Below are 23070 nucleotides of genomic sequence, written 5' to 3' on the forward strand. Positions count from 1 at the left end.
TCTCGTTCCCGAAAGCGGATGCAAAAGTAGGGCATTTGATAATAACACGCAAATATATATGACTCTTTTTTTTAAAAAAAAATGAAACTTTTCTGTAACATGCTGAAAAATAAGGATGTTATAAAACATATTTCCAAAGGGAAGAGGAAAAAACACGGAAAGAAAACACATTATTATATATACGCACGAGCGGAGAAAGAGAAAAAGAAAAAACAGGAACGGAAAGAAAAAGAAAAAAAGGCGAGAAAGTGATATAAAGAAAGGCAAATTTATATTCACCATAACATTACTACGATCATTTTCGGAAAAATAAAAGGAAACAAATGAAATAAACAGCTACTTTTTCTACAATCAAATAAAAATTATTACTTTTGCGCAACCACTCACATACAGCAAATGCGATATAGTGCAACAGAAGGCTTTGGCCCTCGGCTGTGCACTATATCGCATTTTATGTTAGTATGCGAGTGGTTTCCTACTAACAAGCCGAGGGCTTTTATTTCCTTCGCTTTGGTGTCTTTTTAAGTATTATTAATAGATAACATATTTGGAAGACTCTAAAAGTCTATTCAATTTTTGTCGTTTTTCCGTCTTGCTCGTGAGAGTAGGACGGATTTTTACCAATAACATAAACATTTATTTGTTCACTGATACTTCTCATTCCCGAAACAGAGGGGTGTCCCCATTGTTTACTAATATCATGTAAACAAATATTTGTAACTCCGTAATGGCAACAAATCTCAATCATAGAGTTAGTTATCTCTTCAGATAGTTCAGTGTTTGTAATATTATAAATCTTTGCATTAGGATATTCATTAATGAGAAAATCTAGCAAATAACAAAATGCAGGACGAAAATTATACAAATCGGCTTTCACCCAATTATTATACTGATACTCACCAATTGGTACACCTGCCCAACTATCATTTGTACCCCCGAAGACAAAGATTACATCAGGACTACCCAAATTATTCATGCGAGTTATAAAGGAACAATCAGAAGAATCTACTTTCCTATAGCCTGTATTACAAATGGTAGCGCCTGAATAAGAATTGTTACGTTCCAATTGCCAACCGTTACTACGTAAAAAAAGCGTCCACCAAGTTTCTTCCACTCTCTTTACATCATTTTCTTTTTTCTCTTCGGGCACTCCATACCAACAGCGATTGGTTTCAGGGGTGACATAACCATAAAAAGTTGAATAAGAATCTCCAAGAATGGAAACTTTTATTTTCTGCTGAGCGGAAAGAGCCAAGAAAAATGAAAAACAGGCAACTATAAAACAGAATAATAATTTTGTTTTCATACAATTATAGTTCTCAATAAAGAGTTTTCAATCTTACAAATGTATAGATTAATCTTTATATTGACAAAAAGTAAAAAAGATTTTCTATTTTGATATATATCAACAATAAACAAAAGTAAACAAGTCGCACTTATTTGTTGATTACGTTAAAGTAATATATGATCTTGTCAAAGAAATAGGTAAACGACCTGTAATCTGGACCAATATTATCCTTAAATATCCAGCAAAGACAAGAATTATCTAAAAATATTATTTTAGTAGATCGGAATTACGGTTGGGAGCCAGACAATTTCGGTAAATAGAATAACTTTCTTGGGTTAGATGTAAAGATGTGAGGAGCCGTATTCATACATTCATATCCAGATAATGTTTATATCATACTATGGATGAAAATTCTAATAATCTGTCCACTTTTCTACCCTTTACCCGTTAATCATAATTGCAAAGAAATAATACTGAAACATCTATACTTAAGAGTTTTACGCATTCACAGAAGAAGTATCTATCCTCCTGACTACTTCTAATTTCAACAAGAAACAGTCCGATAAGAAAAAGATATCAAAGGAAAACCAATAGTGCAAGTCATAAAAAAACACGAAGACTTGAAAAATAAATTCAGTAAACTTTCTCCCAAAATGTACACAGAAGAGTTCAAACACTACAGAAACAATATAATCACCCCTAAAAAAGGACTCTTCACCTCTGGAAATTTCTTGAAAAGAAGAAATCAAAGATATAAAGAGTGAATAAAAACGAGCGAATATCTATTCTCTACCACTGTCAAACGCCTGATGTGAATTGATAATACCTTGTATCTTACAAAGTAGTTAATTATCTGTGTCAGTTGAACAGAAAGCAAGAATTGCCGCGCAGTGAAGATCTCCTGATAAGTCAATGTACCATGTTGTATCAAGAGTTATATACTATAAACTACGTTTTCCTAGGAATTAATCTGTCCGGTACACAGTTCTATTTTTCCATGGATCGTCTATACCTAAGTAAGAGCGTTGTTAACCTCACTACCGATGTTGAGTAGAGTTTACTGGGAAAAATACTTAGTTTCTTCCTACTCCGTTTTGGTAATCTTCAGTTACATCATGTTCAGACCTTTATTAATAAAAGTTGTATCAATACCCCTAGAGCTGAAAAAAGAAACTTTCTGGGATTGATAATCATATTTCTGGCAATATTAATCCAACTTATCGTACCTCCCAACGTGATGGGCAGATGAAAGGCAGTTTCCACTTCCTTAATTAGAATTGAAAGTAAATGAATGGCTGTATCTCCGAGCTCTTCATCTGGATAATCAAATATATCATGCCGATAATCAACAACGCTTTTCCAAAAAGAGGGAGCCGGATAACTACTTTGCAACAGGTCTGTTCCCAACTATCAGGCAAAAAATGCAGGAAATATCCCAATCCCATCAACACGAATACTTCCCTATAACCAGATATCAGTTGCGGGAAAAGTTGCGGACGGAAAGTTGTGAATATCTGTTCCAGCATATCCAACGAAGTCGAGAATTGAGCATTACGGAAAAATATCCAGCAAAAGCAGACAAAATGGAAAGTAATAAGTATACCGAAGAAACGTCGGATACCATGACTACGTTCTCCTTTCTTTCTCCCGATGAGTCCCATCCAAAATTTGTGTAAAGCCAATGCTATTCCGTGAAACATCCCCCAAAGGACAAAGTTCCAGGAAGCGCCATGCCACAAACCACCTAAAAACATGGTAATAATGAGATTGGCATACTGGCGAATTTTACCTTTACGATTACCACCCAAGGAGACATACAGATAATCACGTAACCAACTGGATAAAGAGATATGCCAACGACGCCAAAATTCCGTAATGGATGCTGACTTATAAGGTGAATCGAAATTCATATTGAAATGAAATCCCAGCAATAGCGCTATACCTATCGCCATATCACTATATCCGGAGAAATCACAATAGATTTGCAAGGCATAACCATAAACTCCCATCAGATTTTCCACACCCGAATAGAGCGTAGGGTTATCAAAAATACGCTCTACAAAATTAATACTGATATAATCTGAAATAATCGTTTTCTTGAAAAGTCCACTGACAATAAGAAAGATACCTCGCCCGAACATTTCATTGGAAACAAACAACGGACGGCGGATTTGCGGAATAAAGTCACGTGCACGGACAATGGGACCCGCCACCAGCTGCGGAAAGAAAGAAACATAAAAAGCATAGTCTAATAGATTTGTAAGTGGCTTAATTTCCTTTCGATACACATCAATTGTATAACTCAACGACTGGAAGGTGAAGAATGAAATACCTACAGGAAGGAAGATATCCATAGCGATAAACGTGTCCCCCGTCAAGGATGCGAAAAAGTCCAAAAGGAAATTTGTATATTTAAAATAGCATAACAACCCTAAGTTCAGTAACAAACTAACTACCACCCATGTTTTGCGTTGCCAGCGGACGGTGGCACGCTCCATCATACGGGCGATGAGGAAGTCGGATACCGTGACAAAGGCAAGCAAGAAGAAATAAGTTCCACTACTTTTATAATAGAAATAATAGGAGAACAACGTCACGAACATCAAACGGGCAGTAGTGCGACGCTGCAAAAACAGATAGAACAGAATGAAAGCAGCAAACAGCCACAGGAAAATGCCGCTACTGAATATCATCGGCGCTTGCGGGTCGTACACGAAAACATCACGCAAACGGATAAGATCAATATTTAGTCCATTCATTGACAATAGTCGTTATATGATTTCAAGAAAGCACAATAGAACATTTCACCCTGCAAACGATAACCATCGGGCATATAGTGCACGTGATCGGGGCGCATCAATCCGGCTTCTTGCCAGTTCAGACAGGCACGACGTGAACCGCCGAAGACATTATACATATCCCACACAGCAATCCCGTTAGCATCAGCAAAACGACAGATAGTCTGTACGGCAACGGCTGCACGTGAATTTATCTTATAAGTACGACGACGGCGCTGACGAAAACTCTCATATGAGCCCGGAGGAGTCGTCATCACTATCGGAACATCGGGCAGACTGTCTCGAAGCATACGTACTAACTCATCCATTTGTCGATAATGCAACAGAGAGCTATAACGGCGATTATGACTTTCGTTAGTTCCAAATGAAAGGATCAAAAGGTCGGGATGCAGGGCAGCAATTTCCGCTATACGGTCAGAACGAGTAAATGTAGTACAAAAGGCACCGTTGATACCCACATCCGTATACGAAATCTTACCAAAAGTCTCTTGTAAACGTACACCGGTAGTTCGAGGAAAGATATGTCCACGGATATGACTATCTCCCATATGGACAATATGGAGAGAATCGACAGATACCCCTAAATGGAGCAAACGTAATTTTTCCCAAAAGGGTTTGAGGATACCTACACTGTCTATCAACTCATTATTTCCAAGTTGCGCAAAAACTTTAGGTAACGCGATAAAAGGGAGTGATATTGTATCCGTACGCTGTGAGTAACAAAAAAGGGTGTCGCAACCTACCATAACTTTGTCCAACAGAGGGCAACTCGGCAGCTCATCTTGTGCACGAAGTTGCTGCAAACTCGAAAACAGCACAAGCACTGTGCAACAAATCATAAATCGTAAATCGTCCAACTGCAAATTTCCCCTATGGTTCCGTTTCATAAGCACGTCTCCTATCGTATTTTTCTTTACCGTATATCAATGCTTCATAAAGTAAACCCGCAAGATATTTTCCACCCCGAAAGTTAATATGCGTATAATCATAATTTGCCATGGATGGCTTGGCATGCACCATTTTTGCCATACTACCCTCACCTCCCATTGCTTCGAACATATTCCAGAAAGCAACACCACTCTCGGCCGCCAGATTTTGCTGATAGCGAACCAAATTCTTAATACCAGGCATAGTCCGCAAATCTCCCTCCTCGGTCTTATAATCACGGTCTCCCACACTGACAACCAAAATACCCGCCTGTGGAAAAGCTTCTTTAAGACGGGTGATGGCCATAGCCATACCATCACTATACCGATCGTAATTACGCCCTCGTTCAGTAGCGACATTAAGTCCATACTGAAGAATTATTAGATCGTAAGGACGCTGTTCGTTAAACTCGCGCATCATCCATATAGGGACAGAACGTAGGGACAAGCCGGAACTACCACGCAATGAAAAGTTATCTACAATGATGCCTTGAGTGCCATCCATAGCCAAACCATAGAACAACGTAGAATCGGCATTTTCCACTGTCCAGCATACGGAACCGATATGTCCTTTTACATCCATCTGCTGTAATTCTCCTGTAACCGGAAACATTTCAGTATACTTACTTTCCCGATTAACACTGACCGAGAGAGTTACTTCTCCTTTATTATAAAAGAAAATAGAAGCATGGTCACAGGTATCCAGACGAGAAGCATAATTTTTTTGTCCCCGAAGTTCGACATACGCACCAGCATGAGGAATGAAATAATGCCCTGAAATTCCCTGTTTGTTGCGGTCAAAGAAAACAGAGTCCATGATGGAATGACTCTGCCAATCGCCAAAACTGTGTCGTACCGTAGGTCTGAAACTACTGGTCATGGAAGTAATCGTCACGAAACCTACTCCACAACCTCCATAACGTTTCTGTAACATTTCGCGCAAATCGGCAGTAAGAATATCGGCTTCAATGAAAGAATCGCCAAAATAAGCAATACGCACTAGACGAGACTTCTGAGACAATTCATCCAGCGCCCGATAGAAAGGTGTCATACCACGCATCGTGGAATCGCTATAATCCTCAATGCAGGTCATTCCAGAACGGCAGGTATCTACAAAAGCCGGTTTTACCTTAGGCGGCAGTGGTAACAGGCTGTCCGGCTCACTCGCCGATTGTAATAAAGGGCGCACATCAGCAAGTATATCCACACGCCTCAACACACGACCACCTATTGTGATTCCTGGCAAAATGTACATCAACAAAAGTGCAACCACCACGATGCACATCAACAAACCCGTATATTTCAATACATTCTTTTCCATAACTAATCAAGGCGCAAAGATATGATTTTTTCATCACAGAGAATAAAATAATCCCCGGAAAGGAAAGATATTTCCTCCGGGGATTACCTCTATTTAATGAATAAAGTTCTTAAATAGTCTTTTCAATATTCCAAACGAATGCTCGAAGCCCTAATTGCTCGGTCTGCTTATCCATGTTGTGCAGAACTTCCAGCAACGGGGCTACCCTTTCATCTTCTACCATCGTAAGGATGGCAGAACACATGGAAGGCCATGCATGACTTCCATAATGAGGTTCTCCGGTCTTAGAACCGCGTCCGCGTACTTGCTCCCAATAAGTGAAACCACGACAATTCAGTCTGTCGAGAGTTGCGATAATGCGTTCGTAGTACGCCTGGTCGAATGTGATTAATACAGATTTCATAATTATTTTATTGATAGTTGATAATTGATAGTCGATAATTAACTTATCAACTATCATTTTTTATCCCTTCTTTTGTTTTTTAAAATAAACATTCAGTTGTTTCTGCATTTTACGGCGTTGACGCTTGATGCCGACGCCACCAAAGATACAGTACATCGTTGGAACGTAAATCAAAGTAAGAATGGTAGAAACCGTCAGACCACCGATTACAGCAATCGCCATCGGGCTCCACATTTCAGCACCTTGTCCAGTACTGATTGCCATCGGAATCATACCGAGAATAGTTGTCATTGTCGTCATTAATACCGGACGGAGACGGCTCTTACCTGCTGTGACAACGGCATTCAGTACTGACTGCCCACGCTCACGGCAAAGGATGGTATAGTCGATAAGTACAATACCGTTCTTCACTACAATACCAATCAACATGATACTGCCCAATAAGCTCATTACACTCAATGTGGTATTGGTAATAAACAACGCCATCAACACACCACTCATTGCAAACGGAACAGAAAGGATCAGAATAAACGGATAAGTCAACGATTCGAACTGGGCTGCCATTACAATAAACACAAGGATGATAATCAATATACCCAATGTTCCCAAATCACGGAACGAATCTTGTTGGTCTTCAAACGAACCAGCTACCTGAATAGTAATATCCGATGGAATTTCCATTCTGTCTATGATGTCATTACCCGCATTAACGACATCACCTAATGGAGCACCAGAAATTACAGCAGATACCGTAACTATACGTTCACGATCTTTACGTTCAATAGTAGGTGGCGCAAAACGTTCAACTACCGTTCCAAGATCTTTAATTCGAACACCTTCTCCCTTGTTATTATAAACAAGAATATTCTCAATAGCCTCCAAACTGGTACGAAACTCGGGAGCATAACGAACCTTGATATCGTATTCATCACCATCTTCACGATATTTCGATGCCGTCGCACCGTTAATACGATTACGCAGATAAGTAGCTGCAGTAGACAAGTTTAATCCGTGCAAAGCCAACTTCTCACGATCAAAATCGACCTGATACTCCGGCTGATAATCACTACGGCTAATATTTACTTCAGATACACCTTTCACTTTGAACAACTCGCGTTTCAGTTTAGCGGCAACACTGTCAGTTTCTGCCATACTGTAACCATAGACTTCAAAGTCGGCAGAAGCTTGAGCTGACATACCTGTATTGCTACCACCAAGAATAACCTGCGCCTTGCTAAATTCCGGATAGGCTTTCAAATCTTCACGCATCTCATCACAAACTTTCTCCAAAGTGATATCACGATCACCTGGATCGACTAAACTGATATTGAAAGAAATAATATGAGAACCGTTATCCTGCATAGATGCCCACGTATTATCCGAATCAGCCTGGCCTACAGTATAATTACATATCTTCATAACTCCCTTATATTTCTCCAGCCACTGATTAGTCAACTTTTCCGAAAGTTGCTGTGCTACTTCTTTACGGGTTCCGATAGGTAACTCCAATTGTACTGCAATACGAGCATTATCTTGTGCTGGAAAGAACTCCGTACCAATTGTTTTGGCGCAAAACAAACTCAGAATAAAGAATAGCACACAACCGATGAGCACTACCTTACGATGACGAACTGCCCAATTCAGCATACGGGCATACCAGTTATCCAACCCGTCCAATACGCGTTCAATCGGTCCGAAGAATGTCTTGAATGCACGCGACTGTGTCTTCTGTAGACGAAGCAACTGTGAACAAAGCATCGGAGTCAAAGATAATGCTGCTACTGTAGAGATAAACATAATGGCACACATCATCCAACCTAACTGCTTAAACAACACGCCTGACATACCACTAACCATAGTCAATGGAAAGAATACGGCAATCATGGTCAATGTAGACGCAACTACAGAAATAGCCACCTCATTCGTTCCATGAACAGCAGCTTGCTTGGGATCGGAACCACGTTCAATATGCGTAGTGACATTCTCTAGTACCACAATAGCATCGTCCACCACCATACCTATAGCAATAGAAAGTGATGAAAGCGAAATGATGTTAATCGTATTTCCCGAGATAGCCAAATAAATGAATGAAGCAATCAAGGAAAGTGGAATCGTAATACAGATAATCAATGTGGCACGCCAACGCCCCAAAAAGAGGAACACCACAATAACCACGAACAACAAAGCGTACATTACCGTCTCCGTCAAACTATCTATGGTATTCAAGATATTATCGGATGTATCTACAATAATGCCCAACTTCACATCACTCGGCAAATTCTTTTGCAAACGAGGAAGCGCTTGTTGCACTTTTTTGGAGATCTCTACAGAATTGGCACCAGACTGTTTTTGAACAACAATCATGGCACCTTGCACACCATTATTATAAGTCTCCTGCGCACGTTCCTCTACGGTATCTACCACTTTGGCAACATCACGTAGATACACTGTAGCGCCATTGTGAGTACCCACTACAACATTATCCAACTGACGAGAGTCATCAAACTCACCTTCCACACGCAATGAATAAGTTTCATTACCGATATCGAAATTACCACCTGGGATATTCTTATTTTCCGCTCCAATGATAGAACTGATAGTTTCGATACTCAAATTATACGCTTCCAGTTTATAAGGATCACAGTAGACCTGAATTTCACGTTGTGGCGCACCACTGATAGACACTGTACCTACACCAGGAATACGTGCCAAAGGGTTTACCACGCGGTCATCCAGAATTTTATAAAGTGCCGACTGGCTTTCGTTAGCCTGTACAGATAACAGTACGATGGGAATCATATCTGTACTAAACTTGAAAATGATAGGATTTTCCACATCATCAGGCAATTCAGAACTTACCATATCCAGTTTATCACGTACATCGTTTGTCAACACGTCAATATCGTTTCCGAACTCAAACTCCAGCGTAATCAGAGACATATTCTCCGAAGAACGAGAAGTGATATGCTTCAAATTACTGACAGCGTTCAGTACATTCTCCAATGGACGGGTCACATTATTCTCAATATCCGAAGCACTTGCTCCTGGATAAGCCGTCATCACCATAATCGTATTTGTATCGATATCCGGATACAAATCGATAGGTAATTTGGATAAAGAGAATAGTCCAAATATCACTACTGCAAGAAAGCAGAGCGAGGTCATAATCGGTTTCTTAACCGCACCTTCGTATAAACTCATCTTTTAATTTACAATTAAATTATTTTTCTACTTCTACCTCCATACCGTTAGCCAACTTCGTCTGTCCAGCAATGACAACTTGTGAATTATCAGACACACCAGAAATCAATTCGTATTCTGTACCCATACGGCGTCCCAGTTCTACTTTATTATAGGAGACCTTACCCTCATTATACACGTATACATAACGATCGCCAGAACCAGCCTGCTTCACAATAGCCAAATCGGGTACAACTACATTGTCTTTCGTTCCAAAGTTAAGTGTAGCACGGGCAAACATACCGGGACGTACACGCTGGTCTTTGTTGGATAATTTTATTTCTACAGGGAAAGTACGAGTATTCGGATCAATAGTAGGATAAATTAAGCTGATGATACCTTCAAACGGTTCATCACCATATACATCTAATTTCACGGATACAGAAGAACCTTTCTTTACACGAGTAAAATATGTCTCCGATACATTGATTAGCAGCTTAACCGGAGTGATTTGTTCCACTACCAGAACAGGTTCCCCACCACTATACATATCGCCATTATCATAGTTACGTGCCGTTACCACTCCATTTATCGGGCTGAGTAAAGATGTATTCTCAAGCAAATTTTTGTAAGCTGTTTCCTTTATATCCAAAGCCATTTTCGCCGCATCCCATTCAGATTTAGAAGTACCGCCCACTTTATATAATTCATCCATACGTTTAAATTCAATTTTTTGATTGTCTAACTGAAATTTTGTTTGTTTCAGGCTAGCTTCATCCATACTTACCAGTTTTTGACCTTTAGATACACGATCACCCACTTCTACCAAAATACGATCAATACGTACTGGAGACGAAGGAGCAATATTGTTTCTTACTTCAGCTTCCACAGTAGCCGTGTACTCTTGAATTTGCTCTACCGGACGGGCTTTCACCTCAGCAAGCTTCACCCGTGGCTTTTCATCCACTTTTTCAGCGGTAGTTTTATCTTTATCTCCACTACAAGCGCCCAACAGTGCAACTGCAAGCAGGGCAATCAATTGAATATTTTTCTTCATATCATTATACTTTTTCATTTCTATTTTTTGATTACATAATCTCTTCCCAAAACCTGGTCAAGATCGGCCTTAGCCACCAGATAGTCGTAAATAGATTGGTTGTAAGTTAATTCAGCCTCAGTAAGTTGTACCTGTGACGTATTCAACTCAAGTACTGTTCCCTTACCTACTTCGTAGCGTTTACCAGCAATCTGAACCGCTTTTTCAGCTTGTCTCACATTCTCTTTATTACTGGATACTTGCTCAGAACTGGCCGCCATATTATCCTGATAACTTGTAATTTGCATATTCAATTTTCGTTCGGTATCAATACGATTCTGATCCAACTGGCGCATCTGGATGCGATTGGACTTCAACTTTGTGAAATTACTTGCTTTATATAAAGGGACACTCAGGCTAAACACCAATGAAGAACTCCCTGCCCAATTATAATTGAAAATATTCCAACTATCGTTATTCATAGATTGATACTGATAAGAATAACTCATAGCCAGTGTAGGTATAAAGTTAGTACGCAAAGATTTGATATTCTGCTGAAGAGTCTTCATACTCAACTCCAATTGTTTCATAGTCGTATTATTTATCAAACCTTCGTGTCCTGAGTTTTCCAGCTGATTGGCAAAAACTACAGTTTCATAACTTGCCAAACTATCGTCTATTTTAATATCCACATCAACAGTAATACCCATCAAAACTCTTAACTGTAGTTTGGATAAGGTCACTGCATTGGCAGCAGATATCACATTAGGCTTTATACTGCGCATTTGTACCTCAGCACTAATCTTATCAAATTCGCTCACTACACCTTGCTGATACTTTGCATTCACAATATTAAAATTTTCCTCTGCTAGATTATAACTTTTTTGTAACACTCCGTAAGAGTCTTGTGTCAACATCAACTGATAATAAGCTTTTGTCACTTGATTTACCAAATCTTGTTTGGAAGCACGCGATTTTTCAACAGCAAGCTCAAGATCAGTTTTTGTCATCGACATAGCCCGATATACAGCTGGTGCAAAAATCGGTAAACTGACATTCAATGCTCCACTTGCAGTATTCGATTTATCTTTACCCATTTTGATAGTTTCGTCACCGATACTAAACTGAGGAGCCGTAATTGTATAATTCATCGTCCCCGAAATACTTGCCTCTGGCAACAAATTCTGCCAGGTTTCTTTATGGCTTACTTTTTTCAAAGCAATCTCCTCCTCCGCTACTTTGATGGTAGGATTGTCACTCAAGGCAATTTCCAAGGCTCTATCAAGATTCAGGGTTAAAGTGTCTTTTACTTCCTGTGCCTGTACATGGCCACCCACCAATAATATAGCGGTAACCAATGCCAACCTCTTGCCCACAAAAATTTTCTGCATCTTCTTTTAATAATTAACCGTTTCTCTATTTTTTCTATCTCTCGTTTTCCCGTTACTGTTTTTTGCGATACTCTTGGATAAAGGCTTCCAACTCTTGAGCCCCCTTCTCCGTCGAAATTCCCCGTAAATAAGTAAACATTATGGATTCATAAACTTCCAGAAAGGAATACCTCTTGCAAATATCTGTATTCATCAGTAAATCAATCTGTTCTCTAACCAGCAAGTTGACAATAGCAAAGTTCACATCAGCACGAAAGATACCTTGTTTCACACCGTCTTTAAAAAACTGTATCGTTTCTTCTGAATCCTGATCGCTACGACTTCTTAATAATTCATAAGCTTTAGGATATTTCTTAATATCTTCAAAAAATTTTTTGTTCGTAGCATGAAACTTTTCAATACTACGCAGATAGCACTTCAATAAAACTTCCAATACATTCTCAGCAGTGGCCAATACTTCCTTAACAAATTCATCCGCCTCTTTCTGCCCTCTCAAAATACACTCTTCCAACAATGTTTCCTTATCTGAGAAAACCTCATAAAGAGTACGTTTAGAAATGCCCAATGAATTTGCGATATCATCCATCGTGATACTTTTAATACCATGTATAGTAAATGCCTCAACTGCTGTCTCAATGATCCGCTCTCTAAGTTCCGGACGGAATACCGGATGCTTTGTGTTTTCGCCCATCTTCTTCCTTTCTTAGTTTAAAACTCTTTTTATTCATTATCAGAATAAAACGGAGCAAATATAGAAAGAAAACTAAATTACTCAATTAAGTTTTCTTTCTTTTGTTAAACGATTAATAAATATTATATTTATAGCAGATTTATTGGGAAGATACCGATTGAAACTAAAAGTCAAGTATGCAACAATAAAACAGCGGAACATTCAACAAAGAAATGTTCCGCTGTTTTTTATATTTGTTAAAAAATTAGTTACCTTGCAAATGATATAATCGGCCATTCTTGATACGTAAATCTAACTGCGCTTCAAAAAGTGATACAGGAGATACAGTCTTACCTTGTTCGATCCATTCGCCATTCGGACGGTCGGCATTATTATGTGTACCACTACTTTTTGTACCTTTACTTCCAATACTATAATTCTTGGCAGAAACCCAAGGAGACTGAACACAAATCCTCTTGGCCGTACAGTTCCATAGGTACTGGTTGGCACCAGCCCATCCGTGCCCTGTACCCCAATTTCCACGATCTTGTACCAGGATGTCACCATCACTGTCAATATTGTCATAAAGTGTTCCTACATTCCAGCGCTGATGAGGACCAGCATCAGCATGTGAATTACGTATCTTTACATTCACAAATACATTAGGTCCTACTCCTTTTGAACCTGTCACACAATCGTGACGACCATGAGACGTCTCACAATCACGTACCAGACAAGCTGAAGCATCAGCTATTAAGAAAGAGTAAAGTCGTCCACCTTCACGTTTTGCCACACCGTCAAGACACTTACAGTCTTTTACTGTAATAAAAAGAGATTTACTTCTTATTTCCGCCAACCCATATGCAAAATAACGTGAAGTCACATTACGTATCCAACTATGTTCAGCCTTGGTTATATCAATAGCTGTCCAACTATGATTTTCATCGTTATAATAACCGCTACCGTCCTTCTTTGTTTCATCAAACTCACTGACAATCTGCATATTCTCTATTCCACAATGACTAATTCGCCCCAAGAAGCTTGACTTGTATATTGCACCACCGCCATATTTAGTCTCCATAGCCATCAAAATAGGATTATCAAGATGAAGAGTGTCTCCGATAATCTGAGTAACTACACGTTCATAATCAAGGTTATAACCCGAAGCCGTCCAGTTGACTCCCGCTGTATCACCAGGTTTATATATCTGATCCATCTTCAAATCATGAATCCAATTATCAGTCCCCGGACGAAACACCGTAACATGATCACCCTCATGAAAATCCGATGCATTATTTACAGTCACCCAAAAACGCCCTACGGGCACATAGTCATCTTTGATATTATATGTAGAAGGTTTAGAAGGAGTTAAGTTACCTTCACCGGCAATCTTTATGAGTCTATGATGGGCAGACTCTCCACCTTTCACACCGGCTGCAATCAATTTTGTACCATTATCACCTTGCCCCTCACCACGAAGCACTATACCATCAGTATTTATATGCAACTCATTCTGTATTTTGTAAGTTCCGCTCTTTAACAGAATAGCGCCACGAACTTTTCCGTTCAATGGCATAGTTGCCACTTCGTCAATTGCCTGTTGTATCATTGTAGTAGCATCCTCATCTTCTCCTGGAGAAGTCAGTATCTTTCTCACGGGGACATCAGGTATATCAAGTTCACTACCCATATAACCTACATGGCTGAAATCTGGTAAAGTAGTACCATAAACATCCTCCAATAATGCAATATCGAAGTTGGTTTCAACTTGCGGATAAATGACAGAAGGGGAAGAGAAATCCTGCGAAACAGTAATTTCTTCATTCAGTCCAGCAGCTATAACACGAAGCATAGCCACGCGCCTGCGAGTTGTAAGGTTAGTATTCACAGTTACTAAAAGTATATTATCCGTCCCCTCCTTGACCTCGCAAGTTACCCAATCAGTCATAGAAGTAATCACTTCAGCCCGCCACTCCACATTAGTGGTCACTTTTATTTCTTGTACACTACTTGCCGCTTTAAATGACAAAGCCTTGGCAGACACTTCAAGTTCCGGCTCCACACTTTCTTGTTCCACCTCCAACTCTGCTTTCTGGGTACCACAGGAAATAACAATTTTGGCCAAACGCTTTTTACCTGTATCATTCGTTTTTACTGTTATTTTGGCCACAGTGCCCATATTTTCACAGCTACACCAATCGGAGCCGGTAGTCACCTTACAAGTCCAGCTCTCAGAAGAAGTTACACCCACCTCCTGCGACGAAGTTGTTGGAGTAAAAAATAATTTTGCCTCACTCAATTGTAAAGAAATACCCTCTTTACTGTCATCAGAACAGGCAAATAATGCCACAGATATAAAAAACGCCAACACATACTCCAAAAGGAAAAAGCCTATATTCCAACGTCTTATCTTTGGTAGAATATTATTCATAAGTAACAATATTTATTAATTGTAATTCAGGAATTTACCCCTAAGTCACCTGTTTAAAAATAAAAAGAGGATGTACCAAAACCGGAAAACCATTCAGTACATCCTCTAATAATCAACAGAAAAGATTAACGACCACTAATGGTTTTCAATCCTTCAGCAAATCCCGCATAAGCAGGTTTACGAATATAATCATCAGACCATAGACCATTGGGAACATTGTTACTGTCAGCTATCGTCCATTGAGTGATACCTCCCTGCTGCGCAGCAGGAATCAATTCTGCATAAGCAGAAAGAACAAACGTATAGAAATCAGCCATTTTCTGTTCTTGTTCAAACGTCAAATCAATAGTTGATATTTCCATTCCCGATTCATTTATAATATTCATATCGAGTCCAGAAATACGTATCAGTTTTCCGGTAGCAGCCAGTTGAATAAATGCCTTTTTAATATTTTCTTCTTGTTTACTCTGCTCAGTCTCATCGGTAATAAATGACAGGTGCATAGTTGTGGCTATACCGTCAATTACTGTTTTCCCATCATTTTCCCACTGTCCTATCCAATGAACCAAACTTTTCAACTTATCAATATCAGTTATCAAATTCGTTTCGTTCACATAAAGTTTCAAGTCCGCAGAACTATACTTACGAGCCAGTTCCACTACCAGACGCGGATAATTTTCGCCCAGGTAATCTCCCCAGTAGAAATATGTTTCCGCATCACCATTGGATGCCGAGCAAAGGTCATAATACCCGTCACCGTTTGCATCTACCGTTGCCAACGGCTCATCCAGTACATTCCAGTTTGTAACCGTTCCACCACAAGCTTCCATCATTCCGTTCAACCAGTTGTCCATCGCCCAAGTCAGTGTATCAGCCTTCTCTTCGGGAGTCTGAGGTATTCCGGTAGGAATTTCGTAGTAAACAGAAAGATCATCGAACCAAATAGTTCCCCCAACAGTACCAACATTCAGATAAAAACGATAGATATTACCAGATACGCTTGGACAAGATACTGTAATTTGTTTCCATTCTGTAGTAACGTCAATAGAGGGAAACTTACCGATGGCAGCAGAACTACCTTTCGCTCTGAATTCTGAAGTAATGGAACATTTACGACTAGCCTTTACTCTCATGGTAAGATAATAAGTAGTATTCTCCACCGCTGCAATTTCCGGAGAGAACTCAACCACGGTCTGGCCTTTAGAAGCTGCATAACCGCTACCTACTTCAATCTTATAACCTTTGGAAGCATTGTATCCTTCACCAGACACAACTTTCCAATAATTTCCATGATTTTTTATCGCATCCCCCCAAGCACTCCATTTACCACCTTGTACCGTAAGTCCATTTTCAAAGTCAGTATTCACCAGATATACTTTCTTCATTCCCGAAGCACGAGATCTGATAGCATTTTCTTCAGGTAACGGTTTGTCTGCCAACAAACCATTCAAATAATCATTATTCTGTTTCTTATGACTGCAAAGAGCACCTCCATAAACAAATGTATTGGTTTTCTGTGCCGCAGCCAACAGTTTCTTCACGTTTTGGAAGTCTATATTACCATTGCTTTGTACACAAGCTGAGTACCACATCGCATCTTTGGGAGTTATTTCATTGAAGTTAGAACTCACCAGACTATAATTCTGCCCTCCATTAATAAAATCTGCAGCATTAACGGCAGCTCCTAACTTGAAAGTCTGATTTGCGCTACCTTCCATATAAACATTCAAAGTAGAGTATTCGTTGAGATATTCGTATTTCGCTATATCCTCCGGTTTTTCCACTTTGAAATCGGCAAGGTTATTCTCCGCGCAAGCGGTTAACATCGCAAGTGCAGAAATTGTGAATAAAATAGATTTATAATTTTTCATATCTTTCACTGTTGAATCATTCTACATATTTAGGTGTAAATTCTTCCGGTTTCACACCCCGTCTCTGCCATACCAAAGTATCTTTAGTTTGAAGCTGTTTTACACCAAAATCTACCCGATAATCCATATAGAGTCCGTCACGGTCTTTATTCCCCCATGCCTTTATCTCCGATTTCTTTAAATACTTTCCTGTTCCAGTGGCTGTAACACCTTCCGTATCAGACGTGATAGTACATTCTCCCTTTTCATTGAAAGTAAGAAGCAAATCACATTTCAGGTTCTTTGGAGTTCCATTCTCATCGGTATACTTAGTGGTTAACGGGAAAATCACAGAATTCAAAGTTTTGGTAGTAGTAGAACAAATCTCATCTTCTTCCACACTTTGTTTATGGCGTACTTCTGTAGTAGTCACCCCATTTTCTGTAACGACATCTATACCTCTACGAAGATAGTAAGCATGATAAGGATTGATATATTTCACACAATAAAGTACATAGTCCATGGGTTTTATATCCCAATATGCAGAATTAGGACGCTGAGGGGTATCACCTTCAATAATAGGTTTACCGGAAAGGATACGGTCAGCCCCTGTCTGTTTTTTTATCACGAGAGGTATCACATAAGTATTTTTCAACGCAGCCGGATCAGCAAAGAATGCATCACTCAACTGTACTTCCACACCACCTTGAAACCCTCCGTTAAAAAAGATGTTATTACTTGCCAGCGAGTAGTGTCCTTCCGGCATAGGCATTACCTCCGAACCATCCTCAAAATAAAGATTGTCGCACAAAGTGTTGTCTACCGCTATCTCTAACTTTATGTCACGACCATTGTAGGCTCCACCCATAGTAGCAAAAATCTTGCATTTATGCAGGTTATCGAGCGTGGTATCATAAGTATCCTCGCCCAGTACAATGGTACGCACCGGATATTGATAAGGGAAATAGACTGACACCCCGCCTTCGTAATCAGGAAAAGAAATATCCGCATTTTTACAGGACGTAAGTGTTGCAGCCAATCCTCCAATAGATAATATCGACAATAATTTGAATAGTTTCATATCATTCATTATTTTTAAATTCAAGAATAGAATTACCAACCTGCATTTTGTTGTAAGTTACCAAACTTTTGAGTCTCGCTATAAGGAATAGGACCGTAATACATATAATCCTTATAATTACGAATTTCCACATCAAGCGGTAAATAAAGCAAAGAACCGTCTTCAGGGACCTTCCTTATTTCCATACCTGTTGCAGTCTCGTTCAGTTCATCAAGATTCACTTTCCAACGGCGCAAATCCCAGAAACGGAAATTCTCAAAGCAAAGTTCCAACCGGCGCTCGTTATGAATTAACTCACGCATCTTATCCTTATTGCCTTTTACACTTTCCAAATAAGGATCACCATTATAAACGCCTACTCCCGCACGTGTACGAATAGCTTTTATCACATCATAGGCAGAATAACTATGTGTCCCTTTTCCGGTAGGTCCCCAAGCTTCATTAGCTGCCTCAGCATAGGCAAGAAATATCTCCGTATAGCGGATGTAGGCTGTATAATGTCTTTGTGTACTTGTTTTATTGGGCGTAAGATCTAAATCAGAACGCAATTGTTTACGCAGATAGTAACCTGTACGGGTAGATTTTCCGTTTTCGCCATTCAATCTATCCAAATTTGTACCATAAGTTCCAGTAATAATCACATTATTTTTCACACCCTGTTTCTCACCATTCACAAGAATGTATGTTTTCAGTCTAGGATCACGATTTTCATAAGGTTGGTTGGAATCAAAATGTCCTTGTACATCAGTAATAGGATAACCGTTTGCCATCGGGAATGCATTAACCAAATTTTGGGTAGGGTTTACACGTCCTTTACCATAGATTGAAGGAGGATAATTATCCGTCTCACGTGAATTGTTATCGCCCACTTTACCCCGCCAAAGAATTTCCTTTGGATTTTCACCGGCAGCAAGGTTGCTAATTTCATCCACATTGGTATACCAGGTCCAGCCCTTGGAATCCATACCGGTAACCCCTCCTATGCGGTCTAATACAATTGCCGCGTTGTCAGCAGCATCTTGCCAAGTAACACCAGAACCATCACTAAAGGCTGGACTGGCAGACATCAACAACAACTGAGCACGTACAGCTTCAACAATCCGGCTACTTATTCTACCTCTCATGTGACGGCCGAAAGCACGATTGTAACTTTCAGCGGTAGCTCCTGCTTGAACATATTTTGCAGGAATTTCCTCCACAGAAGACACATCACCAAAATCTAAAGGAAGCAGTTCAATAGCCCGGTTGATATCAGCTAAAATTTGTTCCACACACTTTTGGTAAGTATCACGAGGACGATTAAAGTCAGAACCTGCATTCTCTGATTCCAAATGTAAAGGTATTCCCAGCAACTGACCATCGTTAGTACGCCCCGCATGAGTTTGAAGCAAGAAAAAAGTGTGTAATGCACGCATGGCATAGCATTCACCTTTAAAGTGCATATTAAACATAGTATTGGCAGACTTGTCCTCCGCCCAAGTTATCTGATCACAGTTTTCCAATACCAGGTTGATATTTTGAATAGCATAAAAATGCTTTTTCCACCGTGATAACGGGTCATTGTTGGAAGCCCAACCTCCTGTAGCCATCTTCAAATAACTGTTATTGATATCATTGGATACAGCATCATCTGTAGCCAAATCACTTTGCGGTGCTGTGGTATAGGGTAATAAGGCATAAGACTGTCCCAAAATACTCTGCGCAAAAGCGGGTTGATGATGCATATATCCCTCATCGTATATGTTTTCCAATTCCGGTTTAAACATGTCTTCGCAAGAAGTGAGCAACGGCATGCAAAACAGAAGTTTTATCAGTACTTTTTTCATATCTTTATTTCTTTTGTTTTGAATTTAGAAAGTCGCTTTCACACCCAGATTATAAAAACGAGTCTGAGGTGCAGAACCTACATTGGTTTCAAAATGCTCACGTTCCTTTGAGATAGTTAGCAGATTGGCACCACTTACGTACACAGAAAGGGAGTTCACTAATTTTCCACGTAACATACTTGTCGGGAAATCGTATGTAAGCTGTACCTTGGCAAGGTCAAAACGATTGTTCTTATACATCCAGAAATCAGAATTGGTAAAATTGTTATTACCATTACCTGTAGTCAGACGAGGATAAGTAGCTGTTGCCGCTGTTTCTTCTGTCCAACGTCCACGTACTACCTTAGAGTATTTATCTTCTCCTGAAACCCAGTAATAACTACTTTTCTTAAGGTTCTGACCACCTATATTACCTGTTCCCAACACAAATAAAGTAAAGTTTCTGTATTTGGCAGTCAAATTGATACCCATTGTAAAAGGAGAATTAAATTGTCCCAATGCCACTTGGTCTTTTGAATCAATAATATTATCACCATTCTGGTCTTTATATCTCAAATCACCAGGTTTGGGAATACCACCCCCCAATGCAGTCTGTGAGGGGGCACCAGCTATTTCAGCCTCATTATTGAAAAAGCCCAGACACTCGTATCCCCAAATAGAACTAATAGCTTTACCTTGACGATACTGATAAACGTTCTCGTAGTTACTATCATCACGCTTGGTTGCTTTAGTAGCGTAATAAGTACCATTAATACCAGCAGAGAAATCTACTTCACCAAAACGTGTATTATAGTTCAACGAAAAGTCAAATCCCATTCTGCGATCATTATTGTAATTGATGTAAGGCAAGAAAGTCTGTGTATCCGAATAGTCGAAATAGCTCGGAAAAAGATTACCAGAACTTATAATAGCGCCTTCCATGGAGTTCACAAAGAAAGAAGCATCCGCTGTAATCATTTTTTTCCACAAAGAGGCTCTAATGTTAGCCGAAAGTTCCTTACGCTTCAAGAATGTAAGATCTTCATTGGCACCGCGCAACGATCTGGATGTCTTCAGGCTTCCACCATCATACCATCCCCAACTGGAACCTTCCATGTCGTAACCACCTTTATACATGTAATAATCAATTCCCATATCCGTATTCAAGATACTTCCACTGGCACTAACCATCAACTCATCGAATGCAGATCCTTTCAGAAAATCCTCTTCAGCCAAATTCCATCCCAAAGTAAACGAAGGAGAAAAAGCATTACGATGTCCTTCGGCCAATCTGGCAGAATGGATAAGCGAGCCACTGAATTCGGCATAATACTTATGCTTGTAATTATATGATGCCTGCAGACCAATATTTGCATTACACGTTCGATGATATTCCCCGGCAAACGTCTGTTGAAAACCACTTACCAACAACATTGCATCCAACTGATGAGCATTACCGAAAACACGGTTATAATCCAAATGCGCATTCATCGAAATTGTACGGTCAGAATTACTGCCACTGATATTCTGCTTACCGGTTTTTTCATCATTGGTATCGCTCTTTGTCAGATCCACAATCATATCGTACCCATTAAAATTCCCCCAAACCGGGATAAATGTAGCATACTTGTTATCATACTTCGTAGTATATGATGTGGCATAATCCATAGAGTACTGCGCATGGAAAGAAAGTCCTTGCAATACTTTGCCCAAATCAATGTTGACACCTGCATCAAACTGTAGATTACGCTTGGTTGAACTACTCTTACCGGCAGCATAATAATCGGCAAACACATTGGTCAAATCATTTTGCGTACCCGCGAGAAAATACTGGCCATCGATGATATTATTCGATGTCTTCAGTAGTTCCCATACAGCAGAAGCATTAGGATCAATCATGCTGAGCGGAATCAGAGGAGCCACCCGGTTGGGACGGAATGTAGAAGCCAAGCTCCAATAATTACCACCTACTGTACCTTTTGAGTTGTAGAAAGAAACATTGGAATTCACATACGCCGACACCGTTTTGCTTAAATTCACGTCTACATTACCACGTACGCTGAAACGATCGTTACGATTATACTTACCCTGACCAAAATTCATCTGATCACCCACATTATAGTAACTGATATTGGCATAGAAACGGGCACGATCACTTCCGGCAGAAATTTCCGCAGTAACATCCGAACGATTATAAGCTTTCTGAATAAAATCGGATGAATAAAAGTCAACATTAGGATAACGATAAGGATTTCGACCGGTGCTCGAATAATAAATCTCATCTGCACCGTATTTCGGATCCAGACCATCATTTTTGAGTGCCTCATTATAAAGTGTCATGTATTCAGCAGAACCTAGATATTCAGGATAAGCTTTCGCTACCTCCCAACCGGTATTTGCCCTGACATCTATCGTAAGAGGAGAAATTTTACCTCTTTTAGTGGTTACCAATACAGCACCTTTGGCTGCCCGACTGCCATAAAGAACTACGGCTTGTGCACCTTTCAGGAAAGTAATACTCTCTATTTCGTCAGGCTTCACAGTATCAAGGCTACGGGGTGTACCATCCACTAGAGCCAAATATTCATCGAGTCCCCAAAGCAGACTACCGTTCCAACCACCCACATAACCCTGCATATTGTTCAGGGTGCTGGTATAGTAATTCTTCTTCATCAGTTCCTCGACATTCACAGTAGACACGCCACCTAACATATCTTTGGAAGCCACCTTACGGTAAGCTACCTGCGTTTGTTCGCCGGATATCGATAATGAATCCATCAATTCTTTCGCGCTTTGCGCAGAAGCAGAAGTCCAAACCGACATCGAAGCCAAGGCAAGCAAAAGAAGTTTTTTCTGTATATGTTTCATTTTAAATCGTTTTAGTTGTTAA

General features: G+C 39.8%; 14 protein-coding genes. All 14 read right to left on the reverse strand.

Features of this window, described 5'->3' with window-relative positions:
• Positions 1-565: 565 nt before the first annotated feature.
• Positions 566-1306, reverse strand: coding sequence for an SGNH/GDSL hydrolase family protein (locus C1A09_RS00005; protein WP_101541732.1), 741 nt, complete (start codon positions 1304-1306; stop codon positions 566-568).
• A 1253-nt stretch (positions 1307-2559) separates the two neighbouring features.
• The gene (locus tag C1A09_RS00010; protein WP_101541733.1) at positions 2560-4047 is read right to left on the reverse strand and encodes an MBOAT family O-acyltransferase; all 1488 of its coding nucleotides are present in this window, start codon (positions 4045-4047) and stop codon (positions 2560-2562) included.
• Positions 4044-4973: an SGNH/GDSL hydrolase family protein gene (locus C1A09_RS00015; protein ID WP_180949151.1), complete on the reverse strand. Its 930-nt coding sequence runs from the start codon at positions 4971-4973 to the stop codon at positions 4044-4046. Before C1A09_RS00015 ends, C1A09_RS00010 begins: the two co-directional genes overlap by 4 nt.
• Complete coding sequence (locus C1A09_RS00020) at positions 4957-6333, reverse strand: SGNH/GDSL hydrolase family protein (RefSeq protein WP_101541734.1); 1377 nt, start codon at positions 6331-6333, stop codon at positions 4957-4959. The genes C1A09_RS00015 and C1A09_RS00020 overlap by 17 nt, the downstream gene beginning before the upstream one ends.
• Positions 6334-6442: 109 nt before the next feature.
• Positions 6443-6736 carry a PG0541 family transporter-associated protein gene (locus tag C1A09_RS00025; protein ID WP_101542392.1) on the reverse strand — a complete coding sequence of 98 codons (294 nt, stop codon included), beginning with the start codon at positions 6734-6736 and terminating at the stop codon, positions 6443-6445.
• Between the two features lie 60 nt (positions 6737-6796).
• Positions 6797-9937, reverse strand: coding sequence for an efflux RND transporter permease subunit (locus tag C1A09_RS00030; RefSeq protein WP_101541735.1), 3141 nt, complete (start codon positions 9935-9937; stop codon positions 6797-6799).
• 19 nt (positions 9938-9956) lie between these two features.
• The gene (locus C1A09_RS00035) at positions 9957-10973 is read right to left on the reverse strand and encodes an efflux RND transporter periplasmic adaptor subunit (RefSeq protein WP_101542393.1); all 1017 of its coding nucleotides are present in this window, start codon (positions 10971-10973) and stop codon (positions 9957-9959) included.
• Positions 10974-10993: 20 nt separating this feature from the next.
• Positions 10994-12343, reverse strand: coding sequence for a TolC family protein (locus C1A09_RS00040; protein WP_101541736.1), 1350 nt, complete (start codon positions 12341-12343; stop codon positions 10994-10996).
• Between the two features lie 52 nt (positions 12344-12395).
• A complete protein-coding gene (locus C1A09_RS00045; protein ID WP_101541737.1) occupies positions 12396-13034 on the reverse strand; it encodes a TetR/AcrR family transcriptional regulator in 639 nt (212 codons plus the stop codon).
• A 244-nt stretch (positions 13035-13278) separates the two neighbouring features.
• On the reverse strand, positions 13279-15444 hold the full coding sequence (locus tag C1A09_RS00050; RefSeq protein WP_101541738.1) for a BACON domain-containing protein: 2166 nt from the start codon (positions 15442-15444) through the stop codon (positions 13279-13281).
• A gap of 125 nt (positions 15445-15569) precedes the next feature.
• Complete coding sequence (locus C1A09_RS00055) at positions 15570-17315, reverse strand: endo-1,4-beta-xylanase (protein ID WP_145998959.1); 1746 nt, start codon at positions 17313-17315, stop codon at positions 15570-15572.
• A 16-nt stretch (positions 17316-17331) separates the two neighbouring features.
• On the reverse strand, positions 17332-18375 hold the full coding sequence (locus tag C1A09_RS00060) for a DUF5627 domain-containing protein (protein ID WP_101542394.1): 1044 nt from the start codon (positions 18373-18375) through the stop codon (positions 17332-17334).
• A gap of 32 nt (positions 18376-18407) precedes the next feature.
• On the reverse strand, positions 18408-20201 hold the full coding sequence (locus C1A09_RS00065) for a RagB/SusD family nutrient uptake outer membrane protein (protein WP_101541740.1): 1794 nt from the start codon (positions 20199-20201) through the stop codon (positions 18408-18410).
• A 24-nt stretch (positions 20202-20225) separates the two neighbouring features.
• Positions 20226-23048: a SusC/RagA family TonB-linked outer membrane protein gene (locus tag C1A09_RS00070; RefSeq protein ID WP_101541741.1), complete on the reverse strand. Its 2823-nt coding sequence runs from the start codon at positions 23046-23048 to the stop codon at positions 20226-20228.
• Between the last annotated feature and the right edge of the window lie 22 nt (positions 23049-23070).

Source organism: Bacteroides cutis (assembly GCF_900241005.1).
In the GTDB taxonomy this organism is placed as follows: domain Bacteria; phylum Bacteroidota; class Bacteroidia; order Bacteroidales; family Bacteroidaceae; genus Bacteroides; species Bacteroides cutis.

What these genes read in the sequence shown, in the direction of transcription:
- C1A09_RS00005 (WP_101541732.1), bottom strand. Translation starts at nt 1,306, where the DNA reads ATGAAAACAAAATTATTATTCTGTTTTATAGTTGCCTGTTTTTCATTT.
- C1A09_RS00010 (WP_101541733.1), bottom strand. Translation starts at nt 4,047, where the DNA reads ATGAATGGACTAAATATTGATCTTATCCGTTTGCGTGATGTTTTCGTG.
- C1A09_RS00015 (WP_180949151.1), bottom strand. Translation starts at nt 4,973, where the DNA reads ATGAAACGGAACCATAGGGGAAATTTGCAGTTGGACGATTTACGATTT.
- C1A09_RS00020 (WP_101541734.1), bottom strand. Translation starts at nt 6,333, where the DNA reads ATGGAAAAGAATGTATTGAAATATACGGGTTTGTTGATGTGCATCGTG.
- C1A09_RS00025 (WP_101542392.1), bottom strand. Translation starts at nt 6,736, where the DNA reads ATGAAATCTGTATTAATCACATTCGACCAGGCGTACTACGAACGCATT.
- C1A09_RS00030 (WP_101541735.1), bottom strand. Translation starts at nt 9,937, where the DNA reads ATGAGTTTATACGAAGGTGCGGTTAAGAAACCGATTATGACCTCGCTC.
- C1A09_RS00035 (WP_101542393.1), bottom strand. Translation starts at nt 10,973, where the DNA reads ATGAAGAAAAATATTCAATTGATTGCCCTGCTTGCAGTTGCACTGTTG.
- C1A09_RS00040 (WP_101541736.1), bottom strand. Translation starts at nt 12,343, where the DNA reads ATGCAGAAAATTTTTGTGGGCAAGAGGTTGGCATTGGTTACCGCTATA.
- C1A09_RS00045 (WP_101541737.1), bottom strand. Translation starts at nt 13,034, where the DNA reads ATGGGCGAAAACACAAAGCATCCGGTATTCCGTCCGGAACTTAGAGAG.
- C1A09_RS00050 (WP_101541738.1), bottom strand. Translation starts at nt 15,444, where the DNA reads ATGAATAATATTCTACCAAAGATAAGACGTTGGAATATAGGCTTTTTC.
- C1A09_RS00055 (WP_145998959.1), bottom strand. Translation starts at nt 17,315, where the DNA reads ATGAAAAATTATAAATCTATTTTATTCACAATTTCTGCACTTGCGATG.
- C1A09_RS00060 (WP_101542394.1), bottom strand. Translation starts at nt 18,375, where the DNA reads ATGAAACTATTCAAATTATTGTCGATATTATCTATTGGAGGATTGGCT.
- C1A09_RS00065 (WP_101541740.1), bottom strand. Translation starts at nt 20,201, where the DNA reads ATGAAAAAAGTACTGATAAAACTTCTGTTTTGCATGCCGTTGCTCACT.
- C1A09_RS00070 (WP_101541741.1), bottom strand. Translation starts at nt 23,048, where the DNA reads ATGAAACATATACAGAAAAAACTTCTTTTGCTTGCCTTGGCTTCGATG.